This is a genomic window from Comamonas sediminis (assembly GCF_041107495.1).
In the GTDB taxonomy this organism is placed as follows: Bacteria; Pseudomonadota; Gammaproteobacteria; order Burkholderiales; family Burkholderiaceae_C; genus Comamonas; species Comamonas sediminis.
Genome location: NZ_JBGBDC010000001.1, coordinates 797659 through 812192, shown reverse-complemented (window position 1 = coordinate 812192; position 14534 = coordinate 797659). Strand labels below are relative to the sequence as shown.

The 14534-nt window shown below is 63.8% G+C and carries 12 protein-coding genes and 2 tRNA genes; 12 read left to right on the top strand and 2 right to left on the bottom strand.

The features are described from left to right. The first annotated feature begins 102 nt into the window (after positions 1–102). The 10 genes from AB7A72_RS03615 (at position 103) to AB7A72_RS03570 (ending at position 10344) form a co-directional block, all read left to right on the top strand. Positions 103–192, top strand: a tRNA-Ser gene (locus tag AB7A72_RS03615). A 15-nt stretch (positions 193–207) separates the two neighbouring features. After that, a tRNA-Arg gene (locus AB7A72_RS03610) sits at positions 208–284 on the top strand. A gap of 1077 nt (positions 285–1361) precedes the next feature. Then, positions 1362–2375: an LLM class flavin-dependent oxidoreductase gene (locus tag AB7A72_RS03605; protein WP_369459021.1), complete on the top strand. Its 1014-nt coding sequence runs from the start codon at positions 1362–1364 to the stop codon at positions 2373–2375. 20 nt (positions 2376–2395) lie between these two features. Next, positions 2396–3739, top strand: coding sequence for an LLM class flavin-dependent oxidoreductase (locus AB7A72_RS03600; RefSeq protein ID WP_369459020.1), 1344 nt, complete (start codon positions 2396–2398; stop codon positions 3737–3739). Then, on the top strand, positions 3739–4950 hold the full coding sequence (locus AB7A72_RS03595; RefSeq protein ID WP_239811030.1) for a M20 aminoacylase family protein: 1212 nt from the start codon (positions 3739–3741) through the stop codon (positions 4948–4950). The genes AB7A72_RS03600 and AB7A72_RS03595 overlap by 1 nt, the downstream gene beginning before the upstream one ends. 14 nt (positions 4951–4964) lie before the next feature. Beyond that, on the top strand, positions 4965–5522 hold the full coding sequence (locus AB7A72_RS03590; protein ID WP_369459019.1) for a GNAT family N-acetyltransferase: 558 nt from the start codon (positions 4965–4967) through the stop codon (positions 5520–5522). 23 nt (positions 5523–5545) lie between these two features. Continuing rightward, positions 5546–7357 (top strand): amino acid ABC transporter permease/ATP-binding protein, encoded by a 1812-nt coding sequence (locus AB7A72_RS03585; protein ID WP_369459018.1) that lies wholly within the window; start codon positions 5546–5548, stop codon positions 7355–7357. Positions 7358–7401: 44 nt separating this feature from the next. Beyond that, positions 7402–8328 carry an ABC transporter substrate-binding protein gene (locus AB7A72_RS03580; protein ID WP_312410569.1) on the top strand — a complete coding sequence of 309 codons (927 nt, stop codon included), beginning with the start codon at positions 7402–7404 and terminating at the stop codon, positions 8326–8328. A 14-nt stretch (positions 8329–8342) separates the two neighbouring features. Further along, positions 8343–9272: an ABC transporter substrate-binding protein gene (locus AB7A72_RS03575; RefSeq protein ID WP_369459017.1), complete on the top strand. Its 930-nt coding sequence runs from the start codon at positions 8343–8345 to the stop codon at positions 9270–9272. 34 nt (positions 9273–9306) lie between these two features. Next, positions 9307–10344 (top strand): LLM class flavin-dependent oxidoreductase, encoded by a 1038-nt coding sequence (locus tag AB7A72_RS03570; protein ID WP_369459016.1) that lies wholly within the window; start codon positions 9307–9309, stop codon positions 10342–10344. 207 nt (positions 10345–10551) lie between these two features. Here AB7A72_RS03570 and AB7A72_RS03565 read toward each other — a convergent pair whose 3' ends face one another. After that, entirely contained in the window at positions 10552–11451 is a 900-nt protein-coding gene (locus AB7A72_RS03565; RefSeq protein ID WP_312529134.1) for a LysR family transcriptional regulator, read from the bottom strand. A gap of 102 nt (positions 11452–11553) precedes the next feature. Between AB7A72_RS03565 and AB7A72_RS03560 the strand changes: the two genes are divergently transcribed. After that, positions 11554–12528, top strand: coding sequence for a Bug family tripartite tricarboxylate transporter substrate binding protein (locus AB7A72_RS03560; protein WP_407064944.1), 975 nt, complete (start codon positions 11554–11556; stop codon positions 12526–12528). Positions 12529–12606: 78 nt separating this feature from the next. Then, positions 12607–13410: a substrate-binding domain-containing protein gene (locus AB7A72_RS03555; protein WP_369459107.1), complete on the top strand. Its 804-nt coding sequence runs from the start codon at positions 12607–12609 to the stop codon at positions 13408–13410. A 106-nt stretch (positions 13411–13516) separates the two neighbouring features. Here AB7A72_RS03555 and AB7A72_RS03550 read toward each other — a convergent pair whose 3' ends face one another. Then, on the bottom strand, positions 13517–14302 hold the full coding sequence (locus AB7A72_RS03550) for a YoaK family protein (protein WP_312410559.1): 786 nt from the start codon (positions 14300–14302) through the stop codon (positions 13517–13519). Positions 14303–14534: the final 232 nt, after the last annotated feature.

Genomic DNA, 14534 nt, shown 5'->3' with positions numbered 1-14534 from the left:
GTCCCGTACCCGCGCCAACCACCCCACCATCAATTTTTCAGAAATTTGCGATTCTTCCCGAGACCCTCAAATTGCCTGCTATAATTTCAGCTTCGGCGCTGCGGAGAGGTGGCAGAGTGGTCGAATGTACCTGACTCGAAATCAGGCGTACGTGCAAACGTACCGAGGGTTCGAATCCCTCCCTCTCCGCCATAGCATCGAAAATTAGCGGCTGTAGCTCAGCTGGATAGAGTACTTGGCTACGAACCAAGGGGTCGTGGGTTCGATTCCTGCCAGCCGCACCAAACGTCAAGCCTCAGAGTAGAAATGCTCTGAGGCTTTTTCGTTTTTGCTGTATTCCACCACAGGCTGCCACTGCTGAATGGTGATCTGCGCGCGCACGGCTCTTGCCTGCACTGCAACAGAAGGGACCCAACAGTGGGTCTCTGAAAGAGTGGGTGCGCATCGGCTACCGTTGGCATCCGATCCTATTCACCAGCCCGCAACGGCGGACGAGGCCATGACCGAACGGTGCCATGCTGCCTCCGCGAAGGGCCAGGGACCAGGGGAGGGTAGGGCAGGGTGCGGGCAGATGCAGTTCATGACCTCTGCCTTTTGCGACCGCATCGCTGCGAGCGAGCGCTTGACCAAGAACATGCACCTGCGTCTGCCAATATTCCATTGGATGCCTCATGCAAGGAGCGTGGGTGTCATTCGGTTTCTCATTAATCCATGCATTGGCGCTATTCAGTCAGCGTCTCCAGTCTGCAGATACCAGTGACCAAGACGGGTTTGCCAACTTAAAGTTGCTGCCTGGCAGGCCCATGGAAACCGGCTAGCCAGCCAAGGCTGGTTAATGGGGTGAAGGGCCCGTCCCCCACACTCTGTCCCATTCGCCAGCGCCATCGGCAGCGGCTTGCCCCGGGACGTCGACTGCGTGACCGCTTTGGGCAAACGCAGCTAAGTCGCCCATGACCGAGCCCCGACTACCCATGCTTTCCAACGCAGGCGTCTCGATATCGCTGGGCCCACGCCGAACTGCAGGCTGACGCCACGGGCCCGCCAGGCAAGATACGCCTTAAAAGCGCTTCTGACCGATGGATCGAGCCCCGATGCATGTGGCTACATGGGCATGTTTTGCGGCCGTTCACCCCACCTCACTCTGCGCTAGGCGAAGCCAGGCCCCTGGATATTTTTCAATAGTTTTTTGATTAGAAGAAACTCATAAAACATTGAGAAATTATCAAATACGAAAAACTATTTAATACCGGAATAGCGCAACGAATTACGCATGACGATCTGCAAATAAGTAGCAACCGCCCGAAATGGCGAGAGATATTATTTCTCGCATATTCACCGGTGCCAGCCCAGCGCTACTATTCATGACCTACCGCCTTTCGCTGCTCGACAAAAGCCCCATTCCGCCGGGCGTTTCAACCGCCCAGGCGCTTCGCTCCACCTTGGCCATGGCGCAGCGCGCCGAAGCGCTGGGCTACCACCGCTTCTGGGTGGCAGAGCACCATGGCAACCCCCAGGTCGCAGGTTCCGCCCCAGAGATCCTGGTTGCCTGGCTGCTGGCGCATACCAAGCGCATCCGCATCGGCTCAGGCGGCGTCATGTTGCAGCACTACAGCCCCTACAAGGTGGCCGAGGTGTTCAAGCTGCTATCGGCGCTGGCGCCGGGCCGGGTGGATCTGGGTATTGGCAAGGCGCCCGGTGGTCTGCCGCAGTCCACACGTGCCCTGCAAGCGCGTCACGACCCGTCACAGCCCATCAACTTCGCCAGCCTGCTCAGCGATCTGAACGGCTTTTTGCGAGACGACCTGCCCGCCGGGCACCCGCTGGCTGCTTCGCGCGCGTTGCCCAAACCCAGCACCTTGCCCCAATGCGTGCTGCTCGGGGCCTCTCCCGACAGCGCACAGCTGGCATCGCGCCTGGGCTGGGGCTTTTCCTATGCCGGGCATTTCAATGATGACCCTGCGTTGCTTGCCAGCACCACCGCTGCCTACCGCCCCCTCAGCGGCCAGGCGCCATCGATGGCCGTCTATGCCTTTGCCGCCGATGACCGGGCCAAGGCTGAAGCGCTGGTCGCGAATGTGCGCATCTTCAAGCTGCATTTGCCCACGGGCCAGAGCTTCAACCTGCCAAGCCGCGAAGCCGCCGCAGAGTTTGCGCAGCAAGCCGGAGTCAGCGACTACCGGCTGGAGGAGACCCACCCCCATGTCATTGCGGGCACCGCTGACGACGTGCATGCGGCGCTGACTGCCTTGCACCTGCAACACGGCATCGATGAATTCGTCATCGATACCCCGGTTCCCTTTTTCGAAGAGCGCCTGGCATCGATAGAGCTGATTGCCAACGCGCAACCCGCAACGGCCGAGCTGACGGCCGCCTGAACCCTGACCGAAAGTTCACCATGAGCAAATCCCCCATCCGTTTTGGTCTGATGCTGCATGGCGCAGGCGCACACATGAATGCCTGGCGCCACCCCAGCGTACCGGCCGATGCCAGCGTCAATCTGCAGCACTACATCCGTATCACCCAGAAGGCGGAGGACCATGGCATTGCCTTTGCCTTTGTGGCTGACGGCCTCTACATCAACGAAAAATCCCTTCCCCACTTTCTGAACCGGTTCGAGCCCATCTCCATACTCTCGGCGCTGGCGGCCGTCACCAGCAAGATCGGGCTCGCCGGCACCGTATCCACCTCCTACAGCGATCCCTTCACCATCGCCCGGCAGTTCGCCTCGCTCGATCTGATCAGTGGCGGCCGTGCAGGCTGGAACGTGGTGACCACGCCGCTTGAAGGCTCGGCCCTGAACTACAGCCGCAAGCACCCCGAGCACGCATTGCGCTACCAGATTGCCGATGAATACCTGCATGTCACGCAAGGCCTGTGGGACAGTTGGGACGACGATGCCTTTGTCCGCAACCGTGACAGCGGCCAGTTCTTTGACCGCAGCAAGCTGCACACGCTCGACCACGAAGGCCGGTTTTTCCAGGTGGCCGGGCCGCTCAACATCCAGCGTTCGCCCCAGGGCCAGCCCGTGATCTTTCAGGCCGGTTCCTCCGATGCCGGCATTGATCTTGCAGGCAAATACGCAGACGCCGTGTTCACCCATTCACCATCGCTGGATGAGACGCGCGAGTTCTCGCGCAAGGTCAAGGCCAGTGCGATCAGCCATGGCCGGTCGGCCAGCGATGTGAAGATATTTCCGGGCATCAACGTCGTGACCGGCGCCAGCGATGAAGAAGCCAACGCCAAATACGAGCGCGTGCGCAACCTGCTCGGCATTGATGAAGCGCTGGCCTACCTGGGCCGCTATTTCGACCACCATGATTTCACCCAGTACCCGCTGGATGCACCGTTCCCCGAGTTGGGCGATATCGGCCGCAACAGCTTCCGCTCCACCACCGACCGCATCAAGGCCGATGCCAAAACGCAGGGGCTGACCCTGCGGCAAGTGGCCTTGCAGGCAGCCACGCCCAAATCCAACTTCGTGGGCTCGGGCCAGAAAATTGCCGAACAGGTCATCGATTGGGTGGACGCGGGTGCCGCAGATGGCTTCATCCTGCAGTTCCCTGTCAGCACCGAAGGTCTTGACGATTTCATCGCGCATGTGCTGCCCGAACTGGAAGCCAGCGGCCGCTATGAACGCAACCTGACAGGCCGGACCTTGCGCGACCATCTCGGCCTTCCGCGCAAGGCCAGCCGGTACGAAGTGGCACACGACGCTGTTGAATCCCGGCGGGTCGCCTGATGAGCAGCGCCGCCATCACCGAACCCGCCGTCCAGCCGCACAGCGCATACCGCTTGCGGGTGGAAAACGGCATCGCCCGCCATGCGCAGAGCTTTATTGCGCTGCGCCGCGATATCCACCAACACCCCGAGCTTTCGTTCCAGGAGCACCGGACCTCAGCGCTGGTGGCCAAGGCGCTGGCCGAATGGGGCTATGAGGTGTTCACCGGCATCGCGGGGACGGGGGTGGTTGCTCGTCTGAAAAAGGGCGGGGGCGGTAAAACCCTCGGCCTGCGCGCCGACATGGATGCGCTGCCGATCCAGGAGGCCACCGGCCTGCCTTATGCCAGCCAGAATGCCGGCGTGATGCACGCCTGCGGTCACGACGGCCACACTGCCATCCTCCTGGCGGCTGCTCGCTTTCTGGCAGAGCAGGGCGCATTCGATGGCACGTTGCACCTGGTTTTTCAGCCCGCAGAAGAGTTGGGTGCGGGCGCCAAGAAGATGATCAGCGAAGGCCTGTTCGAGCGCTTTCCCTGCGACGCCATCTACGGGCTGCACAACTGGCCGGGCGTGCGCGCCGGACACCTGGGCTGCGTGGAGGGACCGGCGATGGCGTCGATCGACTACGCCAAGGTCACGATCACCGGCCAGGGCGGCCATGGTGCCGAGCCGCACCAGGCCGTCGATCCAATCCTGGCAAGCGCACATGTGATCACCGCCTTGCAAAGCGTGGTCTCCCGCAATGTCGATCCGCTGGAGATGGGCGTGGTCACGGTGGGCTCCATCCACGGTGGCCATGCGGCCAATGTCATCCCCGATCAGGTGGAGTTGCAGCTGACGGCGCGCTCGTTCAAGCCCGAGGTGCGCAGCACGCTGAAAAACCGCTTGCAGGCCGTGGCGCAAGCCCAGGCGGAAAGCCTCGGGGCGCAGGCCCATGTGGACTTCAAGAACGGCTTTCCACCGGTCATCAACCATCCGCAGGAAACACGGTTTGCGCGCGATGTGGCCAAAGATGCGCTGGGGGAGGATTTTGTGGATTCGCACTTTCGCCCCCGAACTGCCAGCGAGGATTTTGCCTACCTGCTGCAGGCCAGGCCCGGCAGCTTCCTGTTTCTGGGCAATGGCGAAAGCGCGTCTCTGCACAACCCCCGGTATGACTTCAATGACGCCATTTTGGCGCCGGCCGCCGCTTACTGGGTGCACCTGGTAGAGCGCTTTCTCGCCCCATGATTTCAGGAGTTCTCATGCGCTCTGACCTCTTTGTCTACACCAGCCTGCAAGACCCGCGTGCCCTGCCTTTGATTGAAGAGCTGGGCCGGGAGTATGAAAGCCGCTATGGCGATTTCTACCTGCAGGAATCCGCTGTTCCGGAAATCGAACGTTACCCGGCCGAGGTGTTCACACCCGCCCAGGGGGGCAATTTCCTGTTGCTGCTGCGCAAGGGGCGCGCGGTCGCAGGCGGCGCCTTCAAGCGATTGGATGCGCAGACCGCAGAGTTCAAACGTATCTGGACGGACAGCAGCCTGCGCCGGCAGGGGTTGGCGAGATCGGTTCTGGTCGAGCTCGAAGCGCAGGCCTTGCGCCAGGGCTACCAACGGGTCTATCTCACCACCGGCTTTCGCCAGCCGGAAGCGGTGGGACTGTACCTGGGTCATGGCTACCGGCGTCTGTTCGACCCCACTGCAGATCTGCAGGCGTTGCGAAAACTGCCTTTTGAGAAGCAGCTGTCATTGGCGCCCCGCAACCATCCACCGCTGCCTTCCACCCACGCACTGCAAGCGCCCATGCTCTCCGGTGTTTGAGCCCACTTGAACAGAACTGCACCATGAACACCACCACCCTGGCTCCGCCCAACGTCGCCATCGAGCAAGCGCCCGCCGCGCCAGCACCGGCGCCTGCATCACGCCGCCGCGACTATGCTTCGCTGCGCATTGTTCCGGCGCGTTACCCTGCACGCACCGTTGGCACCATCATTTCGCTGGTGCTGATGGGCGCCGTCCTCAACTCGGTACTCGGCAACCCCCGCTGGGGCTGGCCGGTGTTTGCAGAATGGTTTTTTGCCGAACCGGTGCTCGTGGGTCTGGGCCGCACCCTGGTGCTGACCGCGCTGGGGGCGGCGCTGGGCTTCACGCTGGGCACCGGTCTGGCACTGGCCCGCGTCTCGCGTTCGCCCCTGCTGCGCGCACTGGCCTGGACCTTCGTCTGGATCTTCCGCTCCATCCCGCTCATCGTGCTGCTGCTCATACTGAACAACCTGGGCTACCTGTACGAGACGGTATGGCTGGGCGTGCCTTTCACCAACATCACCTGGGCCGAGTGGAGTACCACCCAGCTGGTCACACCGTTTTTGGCTGCGGTGATCGGCCTGACCTTGAACCAGGCGGCCTATTCTTCCGAGATCATCCGTGGCGGCATTCTGTCGGTGGACCAGGGCCAGCATGAGGCCGCCGCTGCACTGGGGCTGCCGCGCCGCCACCAGGCCTTCCGCATTGTGCTGCCCCAGGCCATGCGCTCCATCCTGCCGTCTGCGTTCAACGACATCATCGGCCTGGCCAAGGGCACCTCCAACGCCTACATCCTGGCCTTGCCCGAGCTGTTCTACACGATCCAGATCATCTACCGCCGCAACCTGGAAGTGATCCCCCTGCTGATGGTGGCAACCGTCTGGTACCTGATCATTCTCTCGGTACTCTCCATCATTCAGGCGCAAGTCGAGCGCCACTACGCACGCGGCGCGCTGCGCCAGTTGCCGCCCACCTTGCTGGGTCGTGCCTGGGCCTGGCTGCGTCCTGCGCCAGTGCCCTCGGTCGACGCAGCCCCGGCCGCCGCAGACGAGCCCCCGGCGCGCGCCGCTGCATGGACCCACTCCCACTCCCGGGGTGGGCAGGTCGAGGTGCAGGCGGTCTCCAAAAGCTACAACGGCGTTCGCGTGCTCAACCATGTGTCGCTGCACGTCCCTTCGGGTAGCGTGACAGTCATTCTGGGCCAGTCGGGTTCGGGCAAGTCCACCTTGCTGCGCTCCATCAACCATCTGGAGCGGGTGGACAGCGGGTTCATCGCCATCGATGGTGAGCTGGTGGGCTACCGCCAGGAGGGGGACACCTTGTATGAACTGAAGGAAAAGGACATCCTCTCCCGCCGCGCCGATGTGGGCATGGTGTTCCAGAACTTCAACCTCTTCCCGCACCTGAGCGTGCTCGACAACGTGGCGGAGGCGCCTGTCTCGGTACGGGGCCTGCCCCGGGCCGAAGCCCAGGCGCTGGCCCGGGAACTGCTGGCGCGTGTTGGCCTGGCGCACAAGGCAGACGCCTTCCCCCGCCAGCTGTCCGGCGGTCAGCAGCAACGCGTGGCCATTGCCCGGGCGCTGGCCCTCAAACCCAAAGTGCTGTTGTTTGACGAGCCCACCTCGGCCCTGGATCCGGAGCTGGTCAACGAGGTGCTCGACGTGATCAAGGAGCTGGCCCGCACCGGCACCACCTTGCTCATCGTCACCCATGAAATCGGCTTTGCCCGTGAGGTGGCAGACCACGTGGTTTTCATGGACCAGGGCCGCATCATCGAAAGCGGCCACCCCGACAAGGTGCTGCAGCAGCCCGATCAGCCGCGCCTGCGCGAGTTCCTTGCCAAGGTGCTGTAGACCGCACAACCCCACCCTCCCACTGACATCGAAGAATCGAGAATATGCAACGTCGTCATCTGATCCACACTGCAGTCGCCGCGCTGTCCCTGCTTGCGCTGCCGTCCTGGGCGCAGTCCGCCGCCCCCGACCTCAGCCCCGAGCAGGCAGGCCGCCCTCGGTCCGGCAAGGTGGACGAAGCCATCCGCCTGCTCAACCCCCAGTTCAAGTTTGCCAAGGAAGGTGCGCTCGTGGTGGGCACCACCACGGGCCGCCTGCCGTTTGGCGCGTACGCCACGGACAACAAGACCCCGGTGGGCAACGCGCCCGATATTGCGCAACTGGTGGCCGACAGCCTGGGCCGCAGGCTGGAGCTGGTTTCGGTGGCCTGGGCCGACTGGCCTCTGGGCCTGCAATCGGGCAAGTTCGATGTCGTGATATCCAACGTCACGGTGACCGAGGAGCGCAAGGAGAAATTCGATTTCTCGACCTACCGCAATGACACGCTGGGCTTCTACGTCGCCAAGAACAGCAAGGTGCAGGCCATCAAGGAACCCAAGGACGTCGCCGGCCTCAAGGTGATCGTCGGCGCCAGCACCAACCAGGAGCAGGTGCTGCTGCGCTGGAACGAGCAGAACATCAAGGCAGGCCTCAAACCGGTGGAAGTGCAGTACTACGACGATGATGTGGTGCTGTATCTGGCGCTGGCTTCGGGCCGCGCGGATACGTATTTCGCACCCAATGGCATTGCGGCCTACAACGCCCGCGATGGCAAGACACGCCTGGTGGGCCTTTTCTCGGGCGGCTGGCCCCAATCCGCCGAAATCGCAGTGACCTCGCGCAAAGGATCGGGCATTGCCGATGCCATCACCACTGCGCTCAATGCGCAGATCGGTAACGGCAACTACGCCAAGGCGCTCGAGCGCTGGAGTCTGCAGTCCGAGGCCATCCCGGCATCACGTACCAACCCGCCCGGCCTGCCCAAGAAATGAAGACTGCACACACCATGTCCACCATCAAGAGCCTCCGCCGCCTGGCCCTGTTGGCCGTTCTGTCCCTCTGCGGCGCCGTACATGCGCAGACCGTGGTCGACCTGAGCCCGGAGCAAAAGGGGCGCCTGCGTGCGCCCCGGGACGAAGCGGCGATTGCCGCGATCTCCAAGGACTTCAAATTCGTCAAGCCCGGCGTACTGACCGTGGCCATCCATCCTGGCGCGCCACCGACAGGGACCTATGCCACCGATGCCAAAACCATCGTCGGCTTTGATCCGGACTTCATCCTGCTCATCGCCGATGCGCTGGGGCTGAAGCTCGACCTGCAGCCGATTGCCTGGGCGGACTGGCCGCTGGGTCTGACTTCGGGCAAATACGATGCGGTGATCTCCAACGTCGGCGTCACCGAGCAGCGCAAGGAGAAGTTCGACTTCTCCACCTACCGGCTGGGCCTGCACGGCTTCTATGTCAAGACGGGCAGCAAGATCACCTCGATCAAGGAGCCCAAGGACATTGCCGGCCTGCGTTTGATATCGGCCTCGGGCACCAACCAGGAGCGCATCGCGCTGGAATGGAACCGCCTGAACATTGCGGCAGGCCTGAAACCGGCCGAGCTGCAGTACTACGACGATGAAACGGCCCGCACGCTCGCGCTGGTGTCCGGCCGCGCAGATGTGAACTTCAACCCGAACGCGCCGCAGGCCTACCAGGCCGCCAGGGACGCGCAGATACGGCTTGTGGGCACGGTCAACGCCGGCTGGCCCAACAAGTCGGATGTCGCCATCACCACCCGCAAGGGCAGTGGCCTGGCCGATGCGGTGACGCAAGCTGCCAACGGATTGATCAAGAGCGGCCAGTACGCCCAGGTGCTGGAACGCTGGAAACTCGCCGAAGAAGCGCTGCCTCGCTCGGAGACCAATCCGCCGGGACTGCCCAAGTTCTGATCGGCGCCCGCAACCTTTTCCCATAGGCCTGTCCATGCGCATCCATATCTCCCGCATCGCTTTCCTCACGCCGGGCAACCATGCGGAGGACGCGCCCTGGTCCGGGCTTGAGCACACCTTGCAATTGTTGGAATACGGGGAGCAACTGGGCTTTGACGGGGGCTGGGTACGGCAGCGCCATCTGGAGCCTGCTGTGTCGTCTGCCTCCACATTGTTGGCCGCAGCTACCCAGCGCACTGAACGCATGGAGCTCGGTTGCGCCGTCATTCAGCTGGGATACGAAAACCTTTTCCGGCTGGCGGAAGACCTCTCCACCGTGGATGTGCTCTCGCAGGGCCGGCTGCAGGTCGGCGTGAGCGCCGGGGCGCCCAACCATGGAGACCTGCTGGGCGCGCACCTGTATGACGGTGATCCCGCACACATCGACTTCTCGCATGCGCGCGTCACGCGCCTGCGCAGCAAGCTGCAGGGGCAGCCTCTGGGGCCCGAAGGCGCCGTGGTGCAATCGCCGGCCGGCCAGCACATTCCCCGCATCTATCCCCACGCAGCAGGTCTGGCGCATCGGCTGTGGTATGGCGGCGGCTCGCTGCACTCGGCGGAATGGGCGGGTCGCAACGGCTTGCATCTGCTGATCGGCAACCTGAACCGGGGCGAGCACAGCGACCATTTCTTCGAGACGCAACTGGCCCAGTTGCAGCGCTTTCGCAACCACTGGACGGCGCCACACGCGCCGCGGGTCGCCCTGGGCCGGGTGATCGTGCCCACCGACAGCGCCGGCAGTGACAGCCGCAAGCGCTATGAGGCCTTTGCACAGAGCCGCCATGCACGCACGCTGGCCCCGCAGGGCGAGCGCCGGGTGCTGTTTGCCCGCGATCTGGTCGGAAGCAGTGCGCAGATTCTGGAGTCGCTCCTGGTGGACCCGGTTCTGCCCCTGGTGGACGAGCTGCGGCTGGAGCTGCCCTACAACCTGCCGCATGAGGACTACCTGCAGATCCTGAGTGATTTCACCGAGCGCGTTGCGCCTGCGCTGGGCTGGCAAAACCACCATGCACAGCAGACGGTGGGTGGCTGAACGCAGCGATGCGCAAGCCGATGGTGGCGGTCGTCCGTGTGCGGCATCGCCGCTATGCGGTCCTCTCTCCGCCGGGCCGCCTGGTGGTCATCTTCCACGCCCACCCGCTGTCATCGAAACCGCCAGCAGCCCAGCGGCTTTGCCTGCGCCAGGGTTGGCATCGCCCGCAGCGCAGAGGCCAGCGCGCTGCGAGCCGCAGCGGCGGGCTCAGTGTTCCCCATAGCGATGCAGAAGGCGGCTGCGCAATGTCTCTGCGGAAGGGCTGAGGCTGCGGTCACGGCGTTGTAGCAGGCCAATGGTGCGCCACACCTCAGGGGAGACCAGCGGCACGCCGCGAATCTGCGCGGGTTGGGGGTGCAGCGCGAGCTGGGGCATGACCGCCAGCCCCAGTCCGGCCTCGACCAAAGCCAAGGCGCCCGACAGATGGTTGCATTCATACCATGCGACAGGCTGGTCCGGTAATTGGGCAACGATCTGGTCCAGCAGCAAGCGGTTTTCGCTTTGCCGGGAGACGGAGACCAGCCGCTGGCCCGCCAGCTCCATCCATGCAACGCTCTCCCGCTTGGCCCAGCGGTGGTTTCTGGGCATCGCCAGCACATAGCGTTCGCTGGTCAGCGCCTCGAAATGCAGCGAGGGCTCCTGGCTGCCGGTAAAGCTCAGTCCAAAATCGGCCTCGCCTTGCACGACGGCGTCCAGCACACGCTTGGCGCTCTCGTCCATCACATACACCTGGACCTCCGGCAGGTCCGTGGCAAATGCTTTCAATACCGGGGCCAGCACTTGGGTGGCGACCGACGGGATGCACGCGATCACCACCCGTCCCCGGCGAAGCATGCGTTGGTCGTCCACCCGCTGAACGGCATCTTCGAGGCCAGAAAGCGCTCTGCGCGCCTCTTGCAGAAACTCCTGGCCGACCGGTGTGAGCTGAACATGGCGCGTGGTGCGTTCGAGCAGCCGCACGCCCAGGGCCGCCTCCAGGCGCTCCACCCGTCTGCTGAGCGCGGGGGGTGACAGAAACAGCGCCTCGGCCGCCATGCGAAAGCTGGCTTTCTCGGCGGTCATCACAAATGCCTCCAGCTCGCCCATGTCGAATTTGATGCGCCCCATGCAATAGTTCCTCTTTAAATTGCAATTTACAGAATAACACTGCTTACCTAAGATCGCGGGTATCGACAAAAGCAGGCACGCCCGGCGTGCACAGGAGACAACATGCAACTACCCCAACCGGTCGTGGCGGGCCTCATCGCGGCCGCACTTGGCATGGCCATGGGCGCCAGCCATGCGCAGGACTTTCCTCCGAAACGGCCCGTGACCCTGGTCGTCGGCTTCGCTGCCGGGGGATCGGCTGACATTGCCGCGCGCATCATCGCGAAGAAATTGAGCGAGAACATCGGCCAGAACGTGGTCGTGGACAACAAGCCAGGCGCCGGGGGGAACCTGGCGCATGGGCAGGTGGCCCATGGTCCCGCCGATGGCTCCATGCTGCTGTTTGGATCGATCGGGCCGCTGACCATATCGCCGCATCTGATGAAGCTGCGCTACGACCCGCTGAAGGATCTGGCGCCCATCACGATGGGCGTCGTCTTTCCCAATGTGCTCGTCGTGCCGGCCGGCACCGGCATCAAGACGCTGGCGGACTATGTCGCGAAAGCCAAGCGCGAGCCTGGCAAGCTGGACTTCGCCTCCACCGGACCGGGATCGGCCTCCCACCTGGCCGGCGAGCTGCTCAACGATGTGGCCCATATCAACACCGTCCACATCCCGTACAAGGGCGGCGCGCCTGCTTTGCAGGACGTGCTGGGCGGCCGCGTCGCATCGTTCTATGCCGCGCCTCCCACCGCACTGCCGCATATCGAATCGGGCAAGCTGATCCCGCTGGCGACCACTGGCCTGACCCGCCCCGCCTACCTGCCCAATGTGCCGACGGTGGCCGAGAGCTTCCCCGGTTTCAACGCGACGAATTGGTATGCCTTTCTGGCACCGGCCAAGACGCCCCAGCCTCTGATGGACCGGTGGAACCTGGAGCTGGTGAAGGCCCTCAACGCGCCCGAGGTGCATGACAACCTGCTCAAGCACGGCCACACCACGGCACCGGGCAAGCGCGAGGAGCTGGGCAGGTTCATCGCCGACGAGTATGCCAAGTGGGGCCGCATCATCCAGGACCGCAAGATCACGATCGAGTAGTCCTGGCTGAGGAATCAACCATTACCCATAAGGAGACAAGCCTTGTCCATATCCCATCTTCTTCGCAGCGCCTGTGCCATGCGCTGGCAACGCCGTGCGCTGCTCAGCCTGGCGGCCAGCTGGCTGAGCCTGGGGCTGCTGGCTGGCGCAGTACAGCCTTCCACCGCCCATGCAGCCGATATTCGCGTCGTCACCTCCGGCGGGTTCTCGGCGGCCTATGACCAGTTAGTGCCGCTGTACGAGCAGGCCACCGGTCACCGAGTGATCACTGCGCGTGGCGCTTCGATGGGCAATGCACAGGACGCCATTCCCAGCCGCCTGGCGCGGGGTGAGCAGTTCGACATCGTGATCCTGGCGGACGCCGGCCTGGAGCAGCTCATCGCCGAAGGCAAAGTCCAGCAGGGCTCGCGTGTGGATCTGGCGCGCTCGATGATTGGCATGAGTGTGCGCAAGGGCACACCCAAACCCGACATCAGCTCGGTCGAGGCGCTCAGGCAGACCTTGCTGGATGCCAAGAGCATTGCCTACTCGGCCAGCGCGAGTGGAACCTATCTCGCCAGCGAGCTGTTTCCGCGTCTGGGTGTTGCCGAGCAGATCAAGGACAAGGCCAGCAGAATTCTGAGCGAACGCGTCGGCGCGGTCGTATTGCGGGGCGATGCGGAGATTGGCTTTCAGCAGGTGAGTGAACTGCTCCCGTTCAAGGAGCTGGAGTTTGTCGGGCCGCTGCCCGATGAGGTGCAGCAGCGCGTGTTTTTCTCGGCGGGGATTGCGGCGGCTGCGGCGGACCCCGAGGTGGCACGGCATTTCATCCGCTTTCTCGCTTCTGCTGCGGCGGCACCGCTGGTTCGCAGCACCGGGATGGAGCCCGCCGCCGCACGCTGAACCGGCGAGGCGGGCCATCGTGCAGCGCCGCGTGCCGGCCCGAGGCCGCCCGCCACGGCCCAACACGCAGGGCCGGGCCATGCATGGTCCAGCTGCAAGCGCGGCGTCAGCGCCCCCCGCGTTTGCGGAAAAATCCGCGCAGCTCCTCGGAGTGCTGAGCATCGCGCAGAAACGGCGGCAGCGAGATGGCCAGCAGGCAGGCTGCCAGCGGTACGACGCAAAAAAATCCGATGAACTTGAAACCCAGCGCGCCTGCAATGCTGCCCAGCACAAACATGCCGATCAGGCCTGCCGCAGTGCGCATGCGGCCCCGGTGGTGCGGTACGGGCTGCAGCGGCGCTGGGGTGCCCCGGCGGCGGCGCTGCCACCACAGCAGCTTGCCCAGCTCCATCCCCAGATCGGTGATGTTGCCGGTCATGTGGGTGGTGCGAATGCTGCCCCCCGACGTCTTGGAGCCGACCGCATTCTGCAGCCCCATCATGAAAGACAGCAACAGCACGGTCAGCGGCACCGCAAAAGGCGTCTGCCAGCTGAGCGTGGCGGCGCCCATCAGCCCGAACGGCAAAAGCATCAGCGCCTCGAGCATCAGCGGTAGCGCATATACGCTGTACAGGCGCCTCTCGCGTCCCCAGTTCACCAGGATGGCGCAGACCGCCGCCCCCACCATGAACGACAGGATGGCGCCCAACGCATTCAGCAACATCTTCAGGTTGTCCAGCACCAGCCCATCGGCCAATTGCGAGGCAAAGCCGGTCATGTGCGAGGTGTACATCTGCAAAACCAGGTAGCCGCCCGCGTTGACCGCTCCCGCATTGAACGCCAGCACCCAGCCCAGCGCGACATTGGTGGACTGGGCGCGGTGGCGGTTGGTCAGGTGGCGAAGTCGTCGCATCAAAAATACTCCAGAGGCCGACACGGTAGATAGGGTGGCGCACCCGTGCGCATAAGTGCGCAGCCAGGGTACTGCGCGCGGCCGGTCGAGGCAAAGCTGCATAGGGCCCAAGAGGTGGGGGAGGCCGTGGACCGGGCAGCCGTTGCCGGCCAGCGCCCAGGCGGCTGGCCTTCTTGCCCGGCAAGACCTGGCGCAGCCACCGCCTCGCGAGCTGCTGTAGATCTTTTGATGC

Bases quoted from the DNA above. Each gene is read 5' to 3' on its own strand.
- AB7A72_RS03580 (WP_312410569.1), top strand. From the start codon at position 7,402: ATGCAACGTCGTCATCTGATCCACACTGCAGTCGCCGCGCTGTCCCTG.
- AB7A72_RS03560 (WP_407064944.1), top strand. From the start codon at position 11,554: ATGCAACTACCCCAACCGGTCGTGGCGGGCCTCATCGCGGCCGCACTT.
- AB7A72_RS03555 (WP_369459107.1), top strand. From the start codon at position 12,607: ATGCGCTGGCAACGCCGTGCGCTGCTCAGCCTGGCGGCCAGCTGGCTG.
- AB7A72_RS03565 (WP_312529134.1), bottom strand. From the start codon at position 11,451: ATGGGGCGCATCAAATTCGACATGGGCGAGCTGGAGGCATTTGTGATG.
- AB7A72_RS03590 (WP_369459019.1), top strand. From the start codon at position 4,965: ATGCGCTCTGACCTCTTTGTCTACACCAGCCTGCAAGACCCGCGTGCC.
- AB7A72_RS03575 (WP_369459017.1), top strand. From the start codon at position 8,343: ATGTCCACCATCAAGAGCCTCCGCCGCCTGGCCCTGTTGGCCGTTCTG.
- AB7A72_RS03595 (WP_239811030.1), top strand. From the start codon at position 3,739: ATGAGCAGCGCCGCCATCACCGAACCCGCCGTCCAGCCGCACAGCGCA.
- AB7A72_RS03550 (WP_312410559.1), bottom strand. From the start codon at position 14,302: ATGCGACGACTTCGCCACCTGACCAACCGCCACCGCGCCCAGTCCACC.
- AB7A72_RS03605 (WP_369459021.1), top strand. From the start codon at position 1,362: ATGACCTACCGCCTTTCGCTGCTCGACAAAAGCCCCATTCCGCCGGGC.
- AB7A72_RS03600 (WP_369459020.1), top strand. From the start codon at position 2,396: ATGAGCAAATCCCCCATCCGTTTTGGTCTGATGCTGCATGGCGCAGGC.
- AB7A72_RS03585 (WP_369459018.1), top strand. From the start codon at position 5,546: ATGAACACCACCACCCTGGCTCCGCCCAACGTCGCCATCGAGCAAGCG.
- AB7A72_RS03570 (WP_369459016.1), top strand. From the start codon at position 9,307: ATGCGCATCCATATCTCCCGCATCGCTTTCCTCACGCCGGGCAACCAT.